This window comes from Erythrobacter sp. THAF29 (genome assembly GCF_009363635.1).
Lineage (GTDB): Bacteria > Pseudomonadota > Alphaproteobacteria > Sphingomonadales > Sphingomonadaceae > Erythrobacter.
The window spans coordinates 852039-869988 of sequence record NZ_CP045392.1; the positions used below are offsets into that span (position 1 = coordinate 852039).

Annotated in this window: 19 protein-coding genes and 1 tRNA gene; 12 read left to right on the plus strand and 8 right to left on the minus strand. The window is 61.5% G+C overall.

The window, feature by feature from the left end:
- Positions 1 to 58: 58 nt before the first annotated feature.
- From FIU90_RS04285 to FIU90_RS04295, 3 genes are all read left to right on the plus strand, one after another.
- Entirely contained in the window at positions 59 to 787 is a 729-nt protein-coding gene (locus FIU90_RS04285) for a TonB family protein (protein WP_152433660.1), read from the plus strand.
- A gap of 114 nt (positions 788 to 901) precedes the next feature.
- Positions 902 to 1945 carry a mannose-1-phosphate guanylyltransferase gene (locus FIU90_RS04290; RefSeq protein ID WP_152433661.1) on the plus strand — a complete coding sequence of 348 codons (1044 nt, stop codon included), beginning with the start codon at positions 902 to 904 and terminating at the stop codon, positions 1943 to 1945.
- A 47-nt stretch (positions 1946 to 1992) separates the two neighbouring features.
- Positions 1993 to 2772, plus strand: a complete 780-nt coding sequence (locus tag FIU90_RS04295; RefSeq protein WP_172970174.1) for a class I mannose-6-phosphate isomerase — start codon at positions 1993 to 1995, stop codon at positions 2770 to 2772.
- A gap of 18 nt (positions 2773 to 2790) precedes the next feature.
- Here FIU90_RS04295 and FIU90_RS04300 read toward each other — a convergent pair whose 3' ends face one another.
- The 5 genes from FIU90_RS04300 to FIU90_RS04320 all read right to left on the minus strand — a co-directional run bounded on the left by FIU90_RS04300 (position 2791) and on the right by FIU90_RS04320 (position 8498).
- Positions 2791 to 5355 (minus strand): HWE histidine kinase domain-containing protein, encoded by a 2565-nt coding sequence (locus FIU90_RS04300; RefSeq protein WP_152433663.1) that lies wholly within the window; start codon positions 5353 to 5355, stop codon positions 2791 to 2793.
- Positions 5355 to 5870 (minus strand): biliverdin-producing heme oxygenase, encoded by a 516-nt coding sequence (locus FIU90_RS04305; protein ID WP_152433664.1) that lies wholly within the window; start codon positions 5868 to 5870, stop codon positions 5355 to 5357. The genes FIU90_RS04300 and FIU90_RS04305 overlap by 1 nt, the downstream gene beginning before the upstream one ends.
- 317 nt (positions 5871 to 6187) lie before the next feature.
- Positions 6188 to 6484: a polyhydroxyalkanoic acid system family protein gene (locus FIU90_RS04310; RefSeq protein WP_152433665.1), complete on the minus strand. Its 297-nt coding sequence runs from the start codon at positions 6482 to 6484 to the stop codon at positions 6188 to 6190.
- 5 nt (positions 6485 to 6489) lie between these two features.
- Positions 6490 to 7257 (minus strand): hypothetical protein, encoded by a 768-nt coding sequence (locus tag FIU90_RS04315; RefSeq protein WP_152433666.1) that lies wholly within the window; start codon positions 7255 to 7257, stop codon positions 6490 to 6492.
- A complete protein-coding gene (locus tag FIU90_RS04320) occupies positions 7257 to 8498 on the minus strand; it encodes a toxic anion resistance protein (protein WP_234029623.1) in 1242 nt (413 codons plus the stop codon). The genes FIU90_RS04315 and FIU90_RS04320 overlap by 1 nt, the downstream gene beginning before the upstream one ends.
- 201 nt (positions 8499 to 8699) lie before the next feature.
- Here FIU90_RS04320 and FIU90_RS04325 point away from each other — a divergent pair, with 201 nt between their 5' ends.
- Both FIU90_RS04325 and FIU90_RS04330 read left to right on the plus strand, forming a co-directional pair.
- Positions 8700 to 10256: a TIGR00341 family protein gene (locus FIU90_RS04325; RefSeq protein ID WP_234029624.1), complete on the plus strand. Its 1557-nt coding sequence runs from the start codon at positions 8700 to 8702 to the stop codon at positions 10254 to 10256.
- 53 nt (positions 10257 to 10309) lie between these two features.
- Positions 10310 to 10666, plus strand: a complete 357-nt coding sequence (locus tag FIU90_RS04330; RefSeq protein WP_152433667.1) for a hypothetical protein — start codon at positions 10310 to 10312, stop codon at positions 10664 to 10666.
- A gap of 4 nt (positions 10667 to 10670) precedes the next feature.
- Here FIU90_RS04330 and FIU90_RS04335 read toward each other — a convergent pair whose 3' ends face one another.
- The gene (locus tag FIU90_RS04335; RefSeq protein WP_152433668.1) at positions 10671 to 12404 is read right to left on the minus strand and encodes a fatty acyl-AMP ligase; all 1734 of its coding nucleotides are present in this window, start codon (positions 12402 to 12404) and stop codon (positions 10671 to 10673) included.
- 140 nt (positions 12405 to 12544) lie between these two features.
- On the opposite strand from FIU90_RS04335, the gene FIU90_RS04340 reads away from it, so the two are divergent.
- Genes FIU90_RS04340 through FIU90_RS04355 form a run of 4 tightly spaced genes read left to right on the plus strand, consistent with a single transcriptional unit; the run spans position 12545 to position 14695 of the window.
- Positions 12545 to 13204, plus strand: coding sequence for a regulatory protein RecX (locus tag FIU90_RS04340; protein WP_370515145.1), 660 nt, complete (start codon positions 12545 to 12547; stop codon positions 13202 to 13204).
- Positions 13191 to 13721 carry a DUF192 domain-containing protein gene (locus tag FIU90_RS04345; protein ID WP_234029625.1) on the plus strand — a complete coding sequence of 177 codons (531 nt, stop codon included), beginning with the start codon at positions 13191 to 13193 and terminating at the stop codon, positions 13719 to 13721. Before FIU90_RS04340 ends, FIU90_RS04345 begins: the two co-directional genes overlap by 14 nt.
- 45 nt (positions 13722 to 13766) lie before the next feature.
- Entirely contained in the window at positions 13767 to 14189 is a 423-nt protein-coding gene (locus FIU90_RS04350) for an NADH:ubiquinone oxidoreductase subunit NDUFA12 (RefSeq protein ID WP_152433669.1), read from the plus strand.
- A gap of 2 nt (positions 14190 to 14191) precedes the next feature.
- Entirely contained in the window at positions 14192 to 14695 is a 504-nt protein-coding gene (locus FIU90_RS04355; RefSeq protein ID WP_152433670.1) for a DUF2155 domain-containing protein, read from the plus strand.
- Here the strand turns inward: FIU90_RS04355 and aat are convergent.
- Positions 14644 to 15357, minus strand: a complete 714-nt coding sequence (gene aat / locus FIU90_RS04360) for a leucyl/phenylalanyl-tRNA--protein transferase (RefSeq protein WP_152433671.1) — start codon at positions 15355 to 15357, stop codon at positions 14644 to 14646. The genes FIU90_RS04355 and aat overlap by 52 nt on opposite strands.
- A gap of 96 nt (positions 15358 to 15453) precedes the next feature.
- On the opposite strand from aat, the gene FIU90_RS04365 reads away from it, so the two are divergent.
- Positions 15454 to 15529 (plus strand) — tRNA-Trp (locus FIU90_RS04365).
- Between the two features lie 151 nt (positions 15530 to 15680).
- A complete protein-coding gene (locus FIU90_RS15510) occupies positions 15681 to 15830 on the plus strand; it encodes a hypothetical protein (RefSeq protein WP_172970175.1) in 150 nt (49 codons plus the stop codon).
- 94 nt (positions 15831 to 15924) lie between these two features.
- On the opposite strand, the gene FIU90_RS04370 is transcribed toward FIU90_RS15510, so the two are convergent.
- Positions 15925 to 17442, minus strand: coding sequence for a sodium:alanine symporter family protein (locus FIU90_RS04370; protein WP_152433672.1), 1518 nt, complete (start codon positions 17440 to 17442; stop codon positions 15925 to 15927).
- 278 nt (positions 17443 to 17720) lie between these two features.
- Between FIU90_RS04370 and secE the strand changes: the two genes are divergently transcribed.
- The gene (gene secE / locus FIU90_RS04375; protein ID WP_152433673.1) at positions 17721 to 17930 is read left to right on the plus strand and encodes a preprotein translocase subunit SecE; all 210 of its coding nucleotides are present in this window, start codon (positions 17721 to 17723) and stop codon (positions 17928 to 17930) included.
- Positions 17931 to 17950: the final 20 nt, after the last annotated feature.

Below are 17950 nucleotides of genomic sequence, written 5' to 3' on the forward strand. Positions count from 1 at the left end.
CCGGGAAGAACGGGCGGAAGTGGCTCGGATATGAAGCAAAAGGCCAAGGGACCTATTGATGCAGACCCCCGCAAAAACCCGTTATTCCAGCACAATGAAGCGGCCACGTTGGTGGCTCGTGCTAGCGATAGTCTTGCTCCATATTCTTGCGCTCTACGGGCTTGCCCGCGCTCTTGCGCCAGAATTTACAGCATCGGTCGAAGGCAGCGTGGTCGAGGCGTTCACGGTAACCATAACGGCTCCCCCCGACCCGCCACCGCCCGAAAACCAGCCGGAATCCGATGAAGGCGCGCAGGGCGATCCGGGTAAGGAGGCGGTGCCCGAACCCGTCACCGCGCCAACCTCGCGGATCGAGACGCAGCCGACGCCGAGGCCGCAAGCATCCTCGACAGGCACCGCAACCCGTTCAGGTGCGCGCGACACCGGCGAAGGTACGGGCGCTGCGGGGACCGGAACGGGCACGGGAAGCGGCAACAGGGGCGGCGGGCGGGGCGGCGTTGCCGTCAGCAAGCCGGTGCACATCTCGGGCAGTATCAACAATGCGCGCGATTATCCCACGCCTCCCGGCGGACGCGAGGCCCGGCGCGGAACCGAGGTGATCGTAAAGGTCACGGTGGGAGTGGATGGACGAGCGCGCGGCTGCTCGATCTACCGCCCCAGCCCCGATCCTGAAGCCGATCGCATCACCTGCCGGCTGGTCGAGGAGCGGCTTCGTTTCCGCCCTGCGACGGATGCCAATGGCAATTCTGTCCCTGCGCCTTTCTATTGGCGACAACGCTGGTTCTAAATCGCCACGAAGACGAAGAAGATTCTCCCAATTGGCCACTGGAATAGGGCGGCGCGGCTGGTATAGCCCGGGCCGAAAACCGCTCGGAGCGGGATGACTGCGGAGCTTCGATAAATGCCGATCAAAATCCATCCGGTCATCCTGTGCGGTGGCAGCGGGACCCGGCTTTGGCCGGTCAGCCGGAAGGACAAGCCCAAACCGTTCCTGCCGCTGGTGGGCGATCGGACCCTGTTCGAAGAGGCGCTCGAACGCGCTTCGGACACCGAGCTGTTCGCCCCACCTATGGTCGTCGCCGGAGAACGGCATGCGGACCTGGTCGAGGCGCAAATCGGCGAGTCATGCGGGCACACCATCATCGTGGAGCCGGCACCGCGCAACACTGCACCGGCGATTGCACTCGCGGCTGCTCTGCTTGAGCCTGACGATGTCATGCTCGTCTGCCCGAGTGACCATCACATTGCAGATACCGATGCATTCCGCGCAGCGGCAAAGGCGGCTGCCGAACTCGCCTCCCGGGATTGGCTGGTTTCATTCGGGATAGCCCCTACGCACCCCGAAACCGGCTACGGCTACCTCAAGCGAGGAGAAAGCCTGCCCGGCGGTTATCGCATCGACACATTCGTGGAGAAGCCCGATCGTGAGCGCGCCGAGCGGTATGTCGCTGGCGGCGAGCACAGCTGGAATGGCGGAATTTTCGCATTTCGCGCAGGTAGACTGCTGGACGAGCTCGAGGCACATCGCGGCGAAATGGCACGGCTCGTCAGAGAATCGGTCGCTCGGGGCAGGCGCGAGGATTCGAGATTCCTCCCTGCTTCCGCTCCTTTTGTTGCAATCGAGGGCGACTCGATCGACTATGCGGTAATGGAAAAGACTGCACGCGCGGCGATGGTCCCGGTGGACATGGGCTGGTCGGATATCGGCAATTGGGCCGCGCTCAAGGATGCGCTGGGTAGCGAATCCGATGAGGCGGGCAACGTTGCCCGAGGACCGGTCGATCTCGACGGATGCAGCGATGTGCTGGCGCTGAGCGATGGTCCGCGCATCTCTGTCGTGGGGCTGGAAGATGTGGTCATCGTCGTGTCGGGCGAAGAGGTTCTGGTCACCACGCGCGAAGGTGCGCAGCGTGTCGGCAAGCTCCCCGGAGCAAGCAGTCAATGACAGGGGGCGGGGGCACTCGGGCCGGACCTTTCCAACTGCCCACAAGAATGGTCGAAAAGGTGTGGGGGCGTGAAACGCTTCCTCCTCCATTCAAAGCTCCTGATGGCAAGCGGATCGGCGAAATCTGGTTTGAGCCTCCCGCCCAGTTGCCGCAGCTCCTCGTCAAATACCTTTTCACGAGCGAAAAACTCTCGGTCCAGGTCCACCCCGGCAATCACAATGCGCTTTCCGGCGAAAACGGCAAAGAGGAATGCTGGCTGGTGCTCGATGCGGAGCCGGGCGCATCCCTTGCCATCGGTTTCGACGACACGCATTCGCCCGATACGATCGAGCAGGCCGCGCGCGACGGTTCTATCGAGGACCTGCTCACCTGGCATGAAGCGCGCGCTGGCGATGTATTCTATCTGCCGGCGGGAACCGTGCATGCCATCGGCCCGGGGCTTTCGCTCGTGGAGGTGCAGCAGGCGAGCGACACGACCTTCAGGCTGTATGATTACGGTCGACCGCGCGAGCTGCATCTGGAACGTGCGATGGCGGTCGCGGATCTGCAACCCTATCCACGCCGGCACAAGGGATCGGTCGCAGAACGCGGAGAGGCGCTGATTGACGGCCCTCGGTTCAGGCTCGATCGGATTGAAGGTAAACCAGACGCGCGGGTTTCGTCGACCTATAAGGGCGCATTGTTCGCGCTTCCGCTGAAGGGCGAAGTGAGTGACAAATCGGGCAGCATGCGTGCCGTGGCCGGGGAGTGCCTCTACGCGCCGGGTATCGATGCACTGGATTTTGCCGCGGCAGAGCTGACGCTTCTCACTTGCCCGACGGGTTAGCCTGAATGCACCACGCCGCTACTGGACCGTTCCGGCGCTGAGCAATTCCTCGATTTCGCTGCGGCCATAGGGTTTGCGCAGCAACGCGGAGGCACCGAGCTGTTCGATCTGGTCAGCCATTTCCGCATAGCCGGTTGCGAGCACGAAGCGCACGCCAAGCCTTTCGAGTTCCTTGGCGACCGGCTCGCTCGATTCCGAACCGAGATTGAAATCGATGATTGCAAAATCGGGCAATCGATCTCCGATCGAGGAAAGCGCGCCCTCCACGCTGCTTTCGACGCTCACCGATTTGACGCCCAGGCGTTTCAGGTTCTCTTCCGTGTCGAGTGCGATGATCATGCTGTCTTCGACCACCAAGACGTGCTCGGGTAGCATCGCGCCATCGAACTCGACGGTGATGTATTCTGAATCGCCTGCTCCATTATCGGCTCCGCTAGAACTCTCGAGCGTGGGCAGAATTTCGATAAAGCGTTGCGGGATCGTGAAATCGGCCTCGAGGCCTGTGAGCTTGAAGCGGAGAATGGCATCGCCCTTCAGCTCGTAGGGGATTGACCGCTCGATGATCGTCGAACCGAAACCGCGCCGCGTCGGCGGCTTGACCGGCGGGCCGCCGCGCTCGCGCCACTTGATACTCAAATCGCCGAACTGGTTGGTCGACAGGTTGACCGACAGGCTTCCCGAACGGTCGCACAGGCTGCCGTATTTCGCGGAGTTGGTGACGAGCTCGTGCACCACCAATGCGAGCACTGTGTAGGCTTCGGGCCGGATCAGTACGTCCTGGCCATCGATCTGGAAGCGTTCTTTCTTCTCGTTGAGATAGGCGCCGATTTCGGTTTCGAACAGATTCGAGAGCGGCGCGGGCGACCAGTTTTCGCGCGTGATGTTGTCATGCGCGGAGGCAAGGGCCGATATCCGGCCACCGATGATCTTGGTGAACTCGGCCACGCTCATCGCTTCATCCTGTGACTGCGAAACCAGGCTGCGTATGAGATTTAGGATATTGCGCACGCGGTGATTGAGCTCGGCGATAAGCAATTCCTGCTGCTCCTGGGCTCGCGCCCGCTCGCGCGCGGTCTCGTCGGTCATCCGCAGGATGACTTCGAGCAGCGTCACGCGGATGCCCTCGGCGATCTGGAGTTCGTCCTCGGTCCACTCCTCGCAGCGACCTTCGATAGCCTGTTCCCATGCGGCGAAGCTGGAACGCGGTTGCAGGCGTTCTCCTGCAGGTACGATCGCTTTTTCCGGGTCGCCAGCCCATTTCACCTTCTGGATCAGAGGCTTGCGCCACAGGACGAGATAATCGCGTGGGCTGCGTGATATCGGCAGAACAATCGCCCCGGCAGCGACTTCGGCGAATTTTCCGGCAGCGGGGATCTGCTCCGAGAGTTGCGAACTCGCAATGATGGTGCTGATCGGCGCGCTCCCGAGGGCTGGTGAGATCGCGGTGAATTCATCTTCTCCCGGCGCTTCGCCGCGAGAGCGGTACTTGCCCTCGATGAACACGGATGCCCCGTCGTGAGGGATGACTTCCTGCAAGATCTCGTCGAGCATCGGAAGGCTTTCAGACAGCGAGGTGCCGCCGGCAAGCCGCAGCATCAGTTGGTCGTGTAGGTGCTGCCCTCGCGTGCGCAACTGTTCGGAGCGATCCATCAAGATCCGGTCGAGCATCAGCGAGAACATCTGGCTGAACATCTCTGCCACCGTGCGCAGCGAGTAGGGCGGCAGCTTGGGCGTGTTATGGTGGCATGAGATAAGTCCCCAAAGCCTGCCATGGCGGACAATCGCGATCGCGAGCGAAGCCTGCACGCCCATGTTGCGCATATACTTCACGTGCATGAGCGAATGCGACCGCAAGACGCTCATCGAAAGGTCGAGCGGCTGATCGTTCATCGACCGCGCGGGCTCGATCGGCACCGGCTCTGCATCCATGTCGGCGATGATGCGGAAACGGTTGCGGCAAAAGAGTTCGCGAGCCTGTTGCGGGATGTCGGCGCGTGGATAGCGCAGGCCTAGATACGGTTCGAGGTCCTCGCGCCGCTCTTCGGCGATGACCTCGCCGCTTTCGTCGCGATGAAACCTGTAGATCATCACCCGATCGTATCCGAGCATATTCCGAACCAGCTTCGCGGCCTTTTTGCAGAGGGCGGAGAGGTCGCGCACCGGCTCCAGCTGGGAGAGGACAGGCCCGATCAAGGCCAGATGATCGGCATATTCGTCCTGAGCGTGCGGTTCGAACTCGATAACGACTTTGCGATCGCTCCGGTGAATCGCGCAGTCGAACAGGTCGCCGCCATGTGTCAGTCGTAGCCCGAAGATCCGCTCGACCGTGACGTCCTCCGACATACGGCTCAAAGCGTCCTTGAACGCGACAAGGGCAAAAGGCGCGAGATATTCGGAGACCGGGTCACCCACGTCAGGCAGTTCTTCGAGACCGAGGATTTCGGCGCAATTGGTTGACCGATGGGCGATCACCCAGTCGCCGGTGAGGGCGAAAAGCCCGCCAAATCCCTGAATCGCGGCGATATGATGGATCGGTTCGCGATCGCATTCGGTCAATTCATGCTTGGTGGTAAGCGTGCTCATCAGGCCTCCGCGACAGCTGCTGTCCGCGCCGTCGCAGGACGCTTTGTATGGGTGAGAAAGTGATCGAAAACGGCAATGGCGGCTCGCGACGCGGCGTCGATGCGAGCCTCGCTGGCCGAATTCTCAAGCTTCGCCCGCAGCCTCTTCCAGAATTCCAGCATGGCGGGATCGGAGAGGAAAGCTGTCGGCCATTGCGCATTACCGCAACGCCGGATTTCGCCAGCGATAGAGAGATTGCCGAGAGAGGATCCGGCAAGCACCCATGCAACACCGAGTGCGAGATCGTCCTCTTGCCCGGTTCGCGTTCCGGCGATCGCGAATGTTTCGTCCGTCGCGAGCGGCGCTAGGCCAAGCTGGGCCAGATCTTGCGCGATGAGCCCGGTTTGATTGGGAGGGCGGTCCCTGGAATGTGCGTTGAGGCCCAACCATGCCTCGACGGGTTGCCTCGCCGCGTGCTGGAGCTTCAAGAACCGCGCGTAATTCTCAAGCGTGTCCCAGCCACCTGCCTTTCGCATGGATCGATCGAGACTGTCATGAGAGCGAGCGGTCGCGGTACGCAATCTGGAGCGCAGGCAGGCGCTGTTCTCGTCCAGGATGCGCGTATTCTCGATGATCTGCCCCCTCGTAGATCCCTGGTCTTCTTGGCGGTGTAAACCGATCCCGCTTACGATTCTGTCTACCTAAAATGACACTGCCAGAGCCAATTTGCAAAGGAAGCAACGTTCGGACAACCTGGTAGGTTCCCGTAGCCCCCCCCCGCAAGGAGGTGAGAAAAAAGGTTCAATTTGAATATTTTACCGCCCTGCGCTGAAAAGTCGACCGGGGCTTGGGCTCACTCGAGCAGCTTGGCCCCGTGATTGCGCACTGCGTGTTCGAGCGTGCCGCGCAGGAAGCCCAGCATAGCGGGCAGGTTCATCTCGATCACGACATGGTCTTCTTCGACCTCGACCGCTCCGTCGATCTTCTGCCCCACTGCCGTCACCGTCAGAGCCATGACGTCTTCACTAGGCCAATCGGTATCGACCGTTGCCATTCCGGCGGGGAAATAGCCTGCGATTTCATGCGCGCGCTCGCGCATGCGCCGCCGCACTTCCTCCTTACCAAGATCGTGTTTCAGGGTGACACGCATGCGGCCTAACCCTGCCTGCCGCCGGTCTTACTCAGATCTTCGAGCAATTCATCGCCGCCATAGCGGTATTCGAGATAGCGGTCCTTGATCGCGAGATCGTCAAGCGCACCTTCTGCAAGCCTGCGTGTGACACGGTCGACCTCGCCGGAAATCTTGGTAAGGCTGTCCGTCAGGCGCTGATCGGCAGTCTTACCGGCATGGGCCTCGCCGCGCATATGTTCGGGCACCTTGCGATAGTTCTCGATCGTCTCGGGGATATATTCGCCGACCAGCTCGCGCACCTCGCGCGAAGCGGGATGGTTCGCGTCGACCGTTTCAAGCTGGAGTCCGAGCGCATCGAGTTGCACACCGAGATCTTCCACGATTTTCGCTGCCGGCGGGGGAAGGGCCGGTCGCTGCGCTTCGAGCCACAATTCCGTGCGCGCAACCATCTGCTTGGGATCGCCCTTGGTCAGTTCGGCGCGCTTGGGCACTTTTACCTTGGGAAACTGCGAGAACAGGATACCCGCGCCGACCACCGCGAAGAATGCGGCGACAATGCCCCAGAAACCGATCCCGCCAAGCACCGCGCCGGCAACGGAGATCGCCACGAAGATGCCGAGCACCGCTGCACCGAAATAGCCAGCACGCTTGAGCAGGTTCTTGAGCTTAACATTCGCCGAGCCCTTGCCGATCGAGGTTTCGAGCCGATGCCGCCCGCCGGTCCGGTTGTCGCGGACCAGCATCCGCCCTTCGGTCAAGGCGCGGTCGGTTTCCTGGGAGAGGTTCGACATCAGTTATCGAGCGCCAGCAATGTGGGTTCGGAGGCGACTTTGGCCTGCGCCTGGGCCTGTCCTTCGGCGCGGGCGATATAGCCTTTCGACTTCTCGACCTCGTCGGAGAGCACATTCACGGTCTGCTTCATGCTGTCGAGCGCGCGTATCTTGAACTCGTCAACCTCGTCCATCGTGTCGTAGATGTTCTGGAAGGCGCGCTGGAGGGTTTCGAGCGGTATGGTAGAGGACGCGGCCTGTTCGTGGATCTGGCCGGTCTGCTCGCGCAGCAGCGTGCTGGTGGAATCGATGATGTCGCTGGTCGTCTGGTTAAGCGAGGTGATCTGCTGCAACACCAGCTTCTGGTTGGTCATCGCCTGAGCGACGGTAACGGCGGTGCGCAGCGCGCCCACGGTGGTGGTGCTCGCCCGGTCCACGCCCTTCACAAGTTCGACATTGTTCTTCTTGACGAGATCGAGCGCGAGATAGCCCTGCACGCTCACCGCCATCTGGGTCAGAAGGTCCTGCGTGCGCTGGCGGACATAGAAAAGCGCGCTTTCGCGCAGTGCCTTTGCCTTTTCGGGGTCCGAGCTGTCGAGTTCGAGCGCTTTCGCCTCCAGCCGCTCATCGAGCGTCTTGGCGATGTGGATCATCTGTTCCAGTTCGCCCATCGCCTCCCAAAGCTTCTGCCGCTCGGTATCGATTGCGGCGTTATCCAGGTGAAGTTCCTTCTTGCCGCCTTCGAGCCGCTCGAGGATCGCCTGGATGTGCCCCTGCGCGCTCGTATAGCTGTCGAAGTAATTCTTGAGCCGGTTGCCGAAAGGGATGATGCCAAAGAGCTTGCGCGTCGTCAGCTTGCCCTTTTTGCCGGGATCGAGATCTTCGACCGTGCGGCGCAATTCGGCGAGGTCGTTCCCTACGCTGCTGTCGGCGTCCATCGCGCGTACAGGACGGTCGAGGAACCGGTTGGAATGCGCCGCTGCGGCGCGGATCTGTTCCTGCCCCATGCGGGTGATCTGGTCGACCTTCTCGCCGAACGCTGGCGAATTGGCGTCTTCGGAAACGAGATCGGCGACGAACGCATCGACCTTTGTGTCGAGCTTCGATTTTTGCTCGTCGGAAACCGGAACCAGTCCTGCCGCCTTTTCGGGCGCGACGACGGGCACCGGATCGGGCGGAGTCAACTCAAAGTCGGTCGCGGTCTTGGTCGCGGTGGCGATCTTGGTTTCCGGTCCGGTCGCCTCTGGTGTTTCGGTGCTCATATGTGTGGTCTGCTCCCTCGGCCCTGTGGCCCTGATCCTTGCCTACTGTATTAGTGATCTAAAACACGGCTTTCAAGATTGTCATTGGGTTCGTAACAAGGGTAGCGCGAATAGCTCTGCGAGGCCAAGGATTTGCGTTTGCGCTTCCGTTCGTTTCCGATTGGCCGTAAATGCGCCGGAACGAGAGGGGCGACGACGCACGTGACCGAGACCAAAGCACCCAGTGCCACACCCGAACAGGACGCGGCGAACGAAGCGACCCAGTCCTCGCCTCGCTCGACTTTCGGGACGGTCAAGTTCAGCCTGCTGCGCTGGTGGATGCGTGACGTCGTCGGCACGGTGAACCAGGCCGAGGTGATCGAGAAGCGGCGCGAGGACTGCCTGCTCACGGCCCGCTATATGTTCATGACGGCGATGAGCGCGGGTATCGCGGTGCTGGGCCTGCTTCTCTCTTCACCGGCTGTGGTGATCGGCGCGATGCTCCTCTCGCCGCTGATGGGCCCGATCATGGGTCTGGGCTTTGCTCTCGCAATCGGCGACTATCACTGGCTCAAGCAATCGGCGCGAAGCCTTGCCTGGGGAACCGCCATGGCGATCGGCCTCACCGCGCTCCTGGTGTTCTTTTCGCCGATCCAGACGATCACGCCCGAAATCGCCGCGCGCACGCAGCCCAACCTGTTCGACCTGTTCGTCGCGCTGTTTTCCGCGCTCGCGGGCGCCTACGCCATGATCCGCGGGCGCGAGGGGACGATCGTGGGCGTTGCCATTGCGACCGCCCTGATGCCGCCGCTTGCAACCGTCGGTTTTGGCCTCGCGACGTGGAACTGGACCGTCTTTTCCGGCTCGCTGATGCTTTACGTGACCAACCTTATCACGATTGCGCTCACGGCATGGGCGATGGCGCGGCTTTACGGCTTCAAGACCGAAATGAGCGCGCGCAACACGCTGTTCCAGAATTTTGCAGTGGCGAGCGTGTTCATCCTTCTCGCAATCCCGCTTGCCCTTTCGCTCCAGCAGATCGCGTTCCAGACCAATGCCCAGCGCGTGATCCGCGCCGAGATCGAGGAAGCATTCGTGCCGGACGCGGAGATTTCCCGGCTGGAAGTCGAGTTTCGCGGCGAACCGATCATCGCCAGCGCGACCGTCTATACCCCCGTCCTCAATCCCGATGCCGAAGTCGAGGTCGAACGTGCCCTTGCAAACCGCCTTGGCGAGCCGGTTGAACTGACCATCACCCAGTTCCAGGTCGGCACCAGCGCGAGCGCGGCGGAAGCGGCGCAGCTCTCCGCCGCCCGTGCAAGCGAGGAAGCGGCGGCGATTGCCCGCGCGGATGACCTTGCCCAGCGGCTCGCGCTGGTTGCGGGCGTTTCCGAAGACGACGTGGTCATCGACCGGACCCGTCGCCGCGCGGTGGTGCGGGCCGAGCGGCTGGAGGGCGCAACGCTCGCCGCCTACAAGGCGTTGGAGGAACGAATTGCCGCCACAGAGCCGGATTGGACGATTGAGCTATTGCCCCCAGCCGCAGCGTTGCCGGATGTCGTCACTTTCGGTGAAGATGGGCCGACGCTGGAGGGGACGCAGGCGCTTTCGGTGATCGAATGGGCAGCCAGCCGCACGGACATTCCGATCGTGCTCACAGGAAACCGTGTGGAGGTGGAGAACGCCGCCGAAATCCTGCGCGAACGCGGGGCGGAGATTGGCGTGCAAGTGACGTCCGGCCCAGTGCGCGCGCAGTGGGGAAGGCCGGAGGGGAGTTAAGTATTCGGCACCGGCATTCGTCAAATCTGATCGAGGCGGGAAATCGCGCAGAAGTGACCGCACTTCTCATTCGGCGGGGATATCTCGTTTATCGCCCCGAAGCCGATGTGGGTGGCGAGGATCTCGTCTTGCGCTTGCCAGACGAACGACTGGCGGCTGTGCAATTGAAAAGCCGGATGACCGTTGACTGGAACCGGTATGGTGGAAAAGGCATGTGGATGCTCTTCCCTGATCAGCCGTGGAACTCCCTCACAAGAAGATGCTGGTTTCTGGTCCCGCACGACGAGCTTTTTGAGTTCCTGAACGAAAACCATGGGCACACGAAGTCATTTGCCGACAAGCGGTGGTCTGCAATTCGCCCATCGAAGGCTGCATTGCTGTTCTTGGAAGACTTTAAGTTGGACGATTAACAACCTAAGCCGCGATCTCCAGCGGCACGATTTCGCCCGACAGGTACAGCTTCTTCGCCTTGGCGCGCGACAGCTTGCCCGAGCTGGTGCGCGGCAGTGTGCGCGGCGGGACCAGTTCGACCACGCAGCTCATGCCGGTAACCGAACGGACCTTGTCGGCGATCTGCTCGCGCAGCTTGACCCGCTCGACCGGATCGGAAACGCGGCAATGGACCAGCACTGCGGGCGCTTCCTCGCCATTGTCGGTCTCGAGCGCGAAGGCGGCGATATCGCCATGGTTGAAGCCCGGCAGCTGCTCCACCGCCCACTCGATGTCCTGCGGCCAGTGGTTCTTGCCGTTGATGATAATCATGTCCTTCGCGCGGCCGACGATGAACAGGTAGCCATCGGCAAGGTAGCCCATGTCACCGGTGTCGAGCCAGCCATCGACGAGGCATTCGCGTGTCGCTTGTTCGTTGCGGAAATAGGAATGCATGACGCTGGGCCCGCGGCACCAGACCTTGCCGATCTGGTGATCGCCGCGCGCATGGCCGTCTTCCCCGCGGATCTCGACTTCCATATCGGGGAGCGGCTTGCCGCAATTGACGATCGCGCGGTAGCGCGCCGGGCGCGAAATGTCGCGCGGCGTACCCGAAAGGCGCTCCTCTTCGACCAGTTCCACCCGGATGCCTTCGCCCGGCGGCATGACGGTGACGGCAAGCACCGCTTCGGCCAGTCCGTAGGACGGGCAGAAGCTGCTCGCCTTGAATCCGGCATCGGCAAAGGCATTGACGAAATTCTGCATGACATCGGGGCGGATCATGTCCGCGCCATTGCCCGCGATCCGCCAGCGGGACAGGTCAAACCTGTCGGCAACGTGGCTCTGGCTCGAAATCCGCCGCGCACAGATATCGTATCCAAAGGTCGGAGAATAGGAGAGTGTATTGCCCGGATTGCGGCTGATCATGTCGAGCCAGGCGAGCGGGCGCCGGGCGAACGCATCGGGCTTCAGGTAATCGGCGGAAACCTGGTTCGCGATCAGTGACAGGAAGCAGCCGACAAGGCCCATGTCGTGATACCACGGCAGCCAGCTCACCACGCGATCGTTCTCGCCCAGGTTCATGGTCGTCGAGTGACCATAGAGATTGTGGAGCAAGGCGCGGTGCGTGACCGCCACACCGGTCGGGAAGCGTGTCGAACCGCTCGAATATTGCAGGTAGCAGATGTCGTCGGGCGAAGCCTTGTAAAGCTCGCATTCGGGCGCATCGCGCTTGGCGAAATCTTCCCAGCTTTCGCTCGCGCAGCCCTGCCGATCGGCCGCGGCCTGCGCCATTTCGGCAATTTCGGGCGGGTAGATCAGGATCGCCGGATCGGAGCTTTGAAGCTGGACGGAAAGCTGGTCGATATAGTTGTCCTTGCCGCCGAAAGTGGTGGGCAGCGGCAGCGGGACGGGCCAGGCGCCGGCATAGACGCAGGCGCAGAACAGGGCAGCGAATTCAGGCCCGGTTTCCGCGATCAGCGCGACGCGGTCCTGCGGCTTGATCCCCGCAGCGACCAGCCTGCGCGCCATGACGAGCGCGTCCTCGCGCATCTCGGAAAACGGATAAACCCGCTCCAGCGTCCCGCGCATATCGTGAAAATTGAGGCCTTTTTTGCTCTTTGCGGCGTAATCGATGGCCTCGTTGAAGGTCGCGAATTCTGCGCGCTTCCGCGGTAGATCGCAGTCATTCGGCGTCGGCGTCAATGCGGCGTCGGTCATTTCTCTAGCGATACCCGTAGTTTGCAGCGCAGATAACTGCGCCCTATCATGTCCCCACCGTTTCGAGATACTCCTCCCAAACCGGTCCAGTTTTTTCCATTTGATAAGGACTGTGGCACGAATAAGGCGAAAAAGTTGCGTTGAACAGGATTTCGTCACCCGGTGGTAATGATCAGGTCGGCTCGCAAAGCGGGGCGAAAAGACGCTCGCGCGGGCGGAAAAAGGCGAATCCGCTCGATGAAACGACGCTTCGCGACCTTGCCCTGTCCTATGCTGCACGATTTGCAACAACAGGGGCAAAACTCGAATCCTATCTTGCAAGGAAGATAAGAGAGCGCGGGGTTGCCGAGGACGAAGATGGTCGGACCCGCGACCTCGATGTGCCCGCTTTGGTCGCTCGCCTGATCGAACTCGGATACGTCAATGACGATGCCTATGCGCGGATGAAATCGCGTGATCTCACCGCGCGCGGCTATGGCGCCCGGCGGGTCGACCAGGCGCTTTATGCAGCGGGGGTCGATGAGCATGTTCGCGAGGACCACAAGCCCGGTGAGGCGGAAAGCAGGGCAGCAGCCACACTGCTCGCCAGGAAACGCCGGTTCGGTCCTTTCGGAGAGAGGCAACCGGCGGGAGACGCTCCGGAGTCGAGAAAGCGGCGCGAGAAGCAGGTTGCAGCCATGCTCCGTGCAGGGCATCTTTACGACCATGTCCGGTTCATCCTTGATGCATCCTCGATTGGGATGATCGAGGAATGGGTCGATGAAGCGCGGGAGGAAGACGGTGACCATGGCAATTTCTGATGTCTTGCCGGCAAGGTTCTTCATACGGGCAATCCCGGCTGCGATCATGGTTGCGTCATGCTCGCCGACAGGTGCCGTGGAAGACTCCCCCGTCGCCCCCGCCGTCCAGAACGAGCCAGATCGCCACCCCATATCCGGCCTCCGGATCATCGAGGTGACCATTGATACCGGCCACAAGCGTATCGCGTTCAAGACCGAATATGCCGATACCCGCGAAGCGCAGACGCGCGGCCTGATGTTCCGCACCGAACTCGCCGATGACGAGGCGATGATCTTCCCCTCCGAAGTGCCGCAGACCCGCAGCTTCTGGATGCGCAACACGCCGATTTCGCTCGACATCATCTTTATCGGCACGGACGGGCGCATCACCAACATCGCCGAGAAGACCGAGCCTTATTCGCTCGATTCGCTGCCATCCGCGGGGCTTGCGAGCGCCGTGTTCGAGATTCGCGGCGGGCTTTCCGAAGAACTCGGTATCGAGCCGGGCAACGCCGTAGAGTACCAATTGCCCGAGTGATCTTCGCGCTTGGCGCTGCGCTCCGTTTCCGCTAATCGCGCGCCCATGGGAATCTTCGGAAAAATCTTCACCTGGTGGGACGGCGCGACGCTCGGTACGCATTGGTGGGCCACACGCGTCGGCGGCGAACATGTCGGCACCGATGCGCAGGGCAACAAGTACTACCGCAAGAAGGTGAAAGGCGACGGTAAGTCGACCGGCTCCTACACCCAGGGCGAGAAACGCTGGGTCATCTACAACGGGGAAAACGATTCGAGCCGGATCCCGCCCGAGTGGCACGGCTGGCTGCACGGCGCGTTCGACGATGTGCCCGAAAGCCATCTTCCGCCTCCCAAGGTCTGGGAAGCCGAATACACACCCAACGCCACAGGGACGCCTCGGGCTTATCGCCCGCAAGGTGCACTCGAACGCGGGGGCAGGCGCGCCGCCGCTGATGGCGACTACGAGGCCTGGTCCCCGGAAGGGTAGGCATGGCCGCGCGGCGTCTCTCTCTCGTACTCCTGCCGGCACTGGCGCTTGCTGCCTGCGGCGGTGAGGCAGACGAGCCGGAGACGGTGAGGGCCTCGCTCGACGGGCCGGAAGAGGCGGAACCGGCAAGCACTGCCGCTCCCGATGCCGAAACGAGGGAAGCGATCGAGGGTGCGACCCCGATGGAAGATCGGGTTGCGACGATCGGCCTGCTGAACAAGCGCAACAATCTGAGCCAGGATTTCGAACTGAGCCCCGGCGAAAGCGTCGAGGAAGGCCCGGTCATAATCACGCTCGCCGCCTGCGAGCGTACTGCTCCGTGGGAGATGCCGCAGGAGACAGGAGCCTTCGTGCAGGTCGATATCCTGGAGCGCGGGCAAACCGATCACACGCGCGTGTTTTCGGGCTGGCTGTTCAAGGAATCGCCCAGCCTCAACGTCGTCGAGCATCCGATCTACGACGTCTGGGTCAAGGATTGTGCGATGAGTTTTCCGGGCGACGAGTGATCGCGCTCGGCATCGCGCAGGATGGCTTCATGGGCTGAGGCTAGGCTTGTCAAAGACTTACCGCGCGCCGTTTCGAGCAGCGCCATGTAGTCTTTCTGCGTCATCTCGACTGCGCCCAGCGAGGCGAGATGGTCGGTCATAAACTGACAATCGAGCAGCCTGTAACCCGCCCGACGCATAAGCGCGACCAGCCAGCAAAGCGCAACCTTGCTGGCATTGTCGGCGCGGCTGAACATGCTTTCGCCACAGAATACCTGGTCGAACGCCACCCCATAGAGCCCGCCCACCAGACGCCGTATGCCGTCCTCGCCCGTTTGCCAGCATTCGATGGAATGGGCGTGACCCGCACGGTGCAGTTGCTCGTAGCTGCCAACGATCCGGTCGCTGATCCAGGTTTCGGGATGGCCCGGTCGCGGCTCGGCACAGGCACGGATGACCTCGCCGAACGCCTCGTCGATTGTGACCTGATAGCGGTCGCACCGCAGTACCTTGCGCAGGCTTTTGGATACGCGAAACCCGTCGAGCGGGATCACCGCCCTGTCGCGCGGTTCGACCCAAAACACTTCTTCGTCATCGCGGCTGTCGGCCATCGGGAAGATGCCGCTGCGATAGGCGAGCAGTAGTGTATCGACCGGGATAAGTGACCTGAAAGGCGAATGCATGATATTCAGGATAATAGCAGGCTGTTCGCGTTACAGGCCAGAAGCGATAGGCTGTTGCCTATGGCGGACGCCGGCGCTAAAGCGCGCGTCTCCTGCAGGGGTGTAGCTCAGTTGGTAGAGCATCGGTCTCCAAAACCGAGGGCCACGGGTTCGAATCCTGTCACCCCTGCCATTTCTTCTTGGATAGACTGAATCTCGATGATCCGCGGTTAGGTGCGTTCATCGACGCTGTGCAACGCCTCGCCAAAAAGTCTACGGGAACCAACCTATTGCGGGCGGGTTTATCTCGCAAACCCTATGCGAAGCCCCAAGGAGATCCCCCGATGACTTCTGCTCCGATCCATTCGAGCAAGCCCGACAAATGGTCGAACCCGCGTCCTTTTTGCGATGCTTCGATCCGCCAGATGAAGTACGGCCGCATCCGGCCGATGGAAGAACCCGGTTTCTTCGAACGCTGGTTTGGCGCGAGCTAACACTTGCCCACCAAGTTTGCGCCTGGAAGCGCAAGCAAAAGGCCGGTCCCGCTTTTGGCGAGACCGGCCTTTTTTCATGTTGCTAAACTGGGCGTCAGTATTCCTCGGGCTCTTCCGGCGTCTCGACCTTGTGGTCAGGGCCTGCGTCCTTGATGCCCTGCGCGAGCTTGAATACCACGCCAGAAAGCAGCGCAAGCGCGACGAGGTTCGGCAGGGCCATCGCGGCATTGGAGATGTCGCCCATCCGCCAGACCACTTCCGAAGGAAGCGCAGCCGAAAGAAAGATCACCAGGCACCAGATGATGCGCCAGCCTATGTGCAGCCGCTTCTCGCCCTTGCGGCTCGATCCTGGGATCCGGTCGTAGAGGAAGGTGATCGCCCGTTCGCCGTAATAGCTCCACGTGAGCAGCGTGGTGAATACGAAAAGGATCAGCGCGATCGAAGCGACTAACGTGCCGATTGCGACACCTGCTAACTCGACGGGGAACGCGGCTGCGAACGCGCCGCTGGTCATTTCGAATCCGACCCGGTCCGATTGCCATGCGTGAACCACCGCTTCGCCGCCAGCGGTAAAGTCGCCGCGCACGGTAAGGATCACGAGCGCTGTCATGGTGCAGATTACGATCGTGTCGATGAACGTACCAAGCATCGCCATCCGGCCTTGCTGTTCAGGATCGTTGGTCTGCGCAACAGCGTGCGCGATCGCGGTCGAGCCCTGGCCCGCTTCGTTCGAGAAAAGGCCGCGCGCAACGCCCGCGCGGATTGCAATGATCATCGCCGCACCGACGAAACCGCCGGTGGCGGCCGTGCCGCTGAACGCGCCTTCGAAGATCAGAGCAAACGTCTCCGGCAGGTCGCCGAAATTCAGGATTAGCGCGGTCACCGCCATGATGACATAGGCACCCGCCATGAACGGGATAATCTTCTCGGCAACGCTGCCGATCGATTTGATCCCGCCGATGATGACGATGAACACTAGGATCGCGACAATTGCGCCGCCGATGGCCTCCTCGATACCAAACAGTTCATTGAGGCCGTCCGCGACCGCATTTGCCTGGATCGAGTTACCGGTGACGAGAGCGGAAAACAGCGTCCCGAGGCAGAAGACCACCGCGAGCCAGGTCCATTTCTTGCCGAGACCCATCATGATGTAGGTCATCGGGCCGCCGCGCTTCACCCCGTCGCTGGTCGTTTCCCGGTAACGGATCGCGAGCGAGCCCTCTGCAAAAGCCAGCGCCATACCGAACAATGCCGTGATCCACATCCAGAAGATCGCGCCGGGGCCGCCAAGTGCGATTGCGGTCGCCACACCTGCAAGGTTACCTGTGCCGACCTGTCCGGAAAGCGCGGTCGAGAGCGCGGCGAAAGGCGAAATCTCGCCTTCCCCTGAGCTTTTGCGGCCGGCGAACAGGCCCTTGAACGCGCTGCCAAGCTTTCGCAGCGGATAAAACTTGAGACCGACCATGATGTACAGGCCGATCCCGAGCAGAATAATCGTCATCGGCGGGAAGGGAAGAACTTCCACCCCGTTCCACGTGCCGACCCAGATGAAGTCCGATACATTGGTGATCGGCGCGATCCATGCTTCCGCGCCGGTAGGTGCTGCAGCCATTGTCGGCTATCCCCTCTATGCGTCCCCGAAAATCCCAAGGGCCGGGAAGCGACCCTCTTATGAAGCGCCGCACGCTAGTGGGCGAGGATGGCTCGCACAAGCCGAAACCGGGCTTCTTGCTCTTGCTTTTGCGGCTGCGTGAGCCTATTTCGCATCCGTCTTCCCGACATCGCACAGACTCGAAGCCCATCCGCGACCTTGTCCCGGACGACGACGAGACCTACCTGAAAGCGGTCGCCGGTAAAGGCTCGAAAGTTTCAAAGGACAAGGCTCGACCCATGGCCGAAGAGAAAAAGCGCAAGACATCGCCCGCCGAATTCGTGAACCAGGTTCGCACCGAAACCAGCAAGGTGGTGTGGCCGACCCGCGAAGAGACGGTGCGCACGTCGATCTTCGTGTTTATCTTCATGGTGATCCTGTCGCTGTTCTTCTTCGGGATCGACAGCCTGTTCAACGCGGTCGTCAAGTTCCTGCTCACGCTCGCCTGATGGCGACGCGTTTACGCACA

What these genes read in the sequence shown, in the direction of transcription:
- FIU90_RS04285 (WP_152433660.1), top strand. Translation starts at nt 59, where the DNA reads ATGCAGACCCCCGCAAAAACCCGTTATTCCAGCACAATGAAGCGGCCA.
- FIU90_RS04290 (WP_152433661.1), top strand. Translation starts at nt 902, where the DNA reads ATGCCGATCAAAATCCATCCGGTCATCCTGTGCGGTGGCAGCGGGACC.
- FIU90_RS04295 (WP_172970174.1), top strand. Translation starts at nt 1,993, where the DNA reads ATGGTCGAAAAGGTGTGGGGGCGTGAAACGCTTCCTCCTCCATTCAAA.
- FIU90_RS04300 (WP_152433663.1), bottom strand. Translation starts at nt 5,355, where the DNA reads ATGAGCACGCTTACCACCAAGCATGAATTGACCGAATGCGATCGCGAA.
- FIU90_RS04305 (WP_152433664.1), bottom strand. Translation starts at nt 5,870, where the DNA reads ATGCGAAAGGCAGGTGGCTGGGACACGCTTGAGAATTACGCGCGGTTC.
- FIU90_RS04310 (WP_152433665.1), bottom strand. Translation starts at nt 6,484, where the DNA reads ATGCGTGTCACCCTGAAACACGATCTTGGTAAGGAGGAAGTGCGGCGG.
- FIU90_RS04315 (WP_152433666.1), bottom strand. Translation starts at nt 7,257, where the DNA reads ATGTCGAACCTCTCCCAGGAAACCGACCGCGCCTTGACCGAAGGGCGG.
- FIU90_RS04320 (WP_234029623.1), bottom strand. Translation starts at nt 8,498, where the DNA reads ATGAGCACCGAAACACCAGAGGCGACCGGACCGGAAACCAAGATCGCC.
- FIU90_RS04335 (WP_152433668.1), bottom strand. Translation starts at nt 12,404, where the DNA reads ATGACCGACGCCGCATTGACGCCGACGCCGAATGACTGCGATCTACCG.
- FIU90_RS04345 (WP_234029625.1), top strand. Translation starts at nt 13,191, where the DNA reads ATGGCAATTTCTGATGTCTTGCCGGCAAGGTTCTTCATACGGGCAATC.
- FIU90_RS04350 (WP_152433669.1), top strand. Translation starts at nt 13,767, where the DNA reads ATGGGAATCTTCGGAAAAATCTTCACCTGGTGGGACGGCGCGACGCTC.
- FIU90_RS04355 (WP_152433670.1), top strand. Translation starts at nt 14,192, where the DNA reads ATGGCCGCGCGGCGTCTCTCTCTCGTACTCCTGCCGGCACTGGCGCTT.
- aat (WP_152433671.1), bottom strand. Translation starts at nt 15,357, where the DNA reads ATGCATTCGCCTTTCAGGTCACTTATCCCGGTCGATACACTACTGCTC.
- FIU90_RS15510 (WP_172970175.1), top strand. Translation starts at nt 15,681, where the DNA reads ATGACTTCTGCTCCGATCCATTCGAGCAAGCCCGACAAATGGTCGAAC.
- FIU90_RS04370 (WP_152433672.1), bottom strand. Translation starts at nt 17,442, where the DNA reads ATGGCTGCAGCACCTACCGGCGCGGAAGCATGGATCGCGCCGATCACC.
- secE (WP_152433673.1), top strand. Translation starts at nt 17,721, where the DNA reads ATGGCCGAAGAGAAAAAGCGCAAGACATCGCCCGCCGAATTCGTGAAC.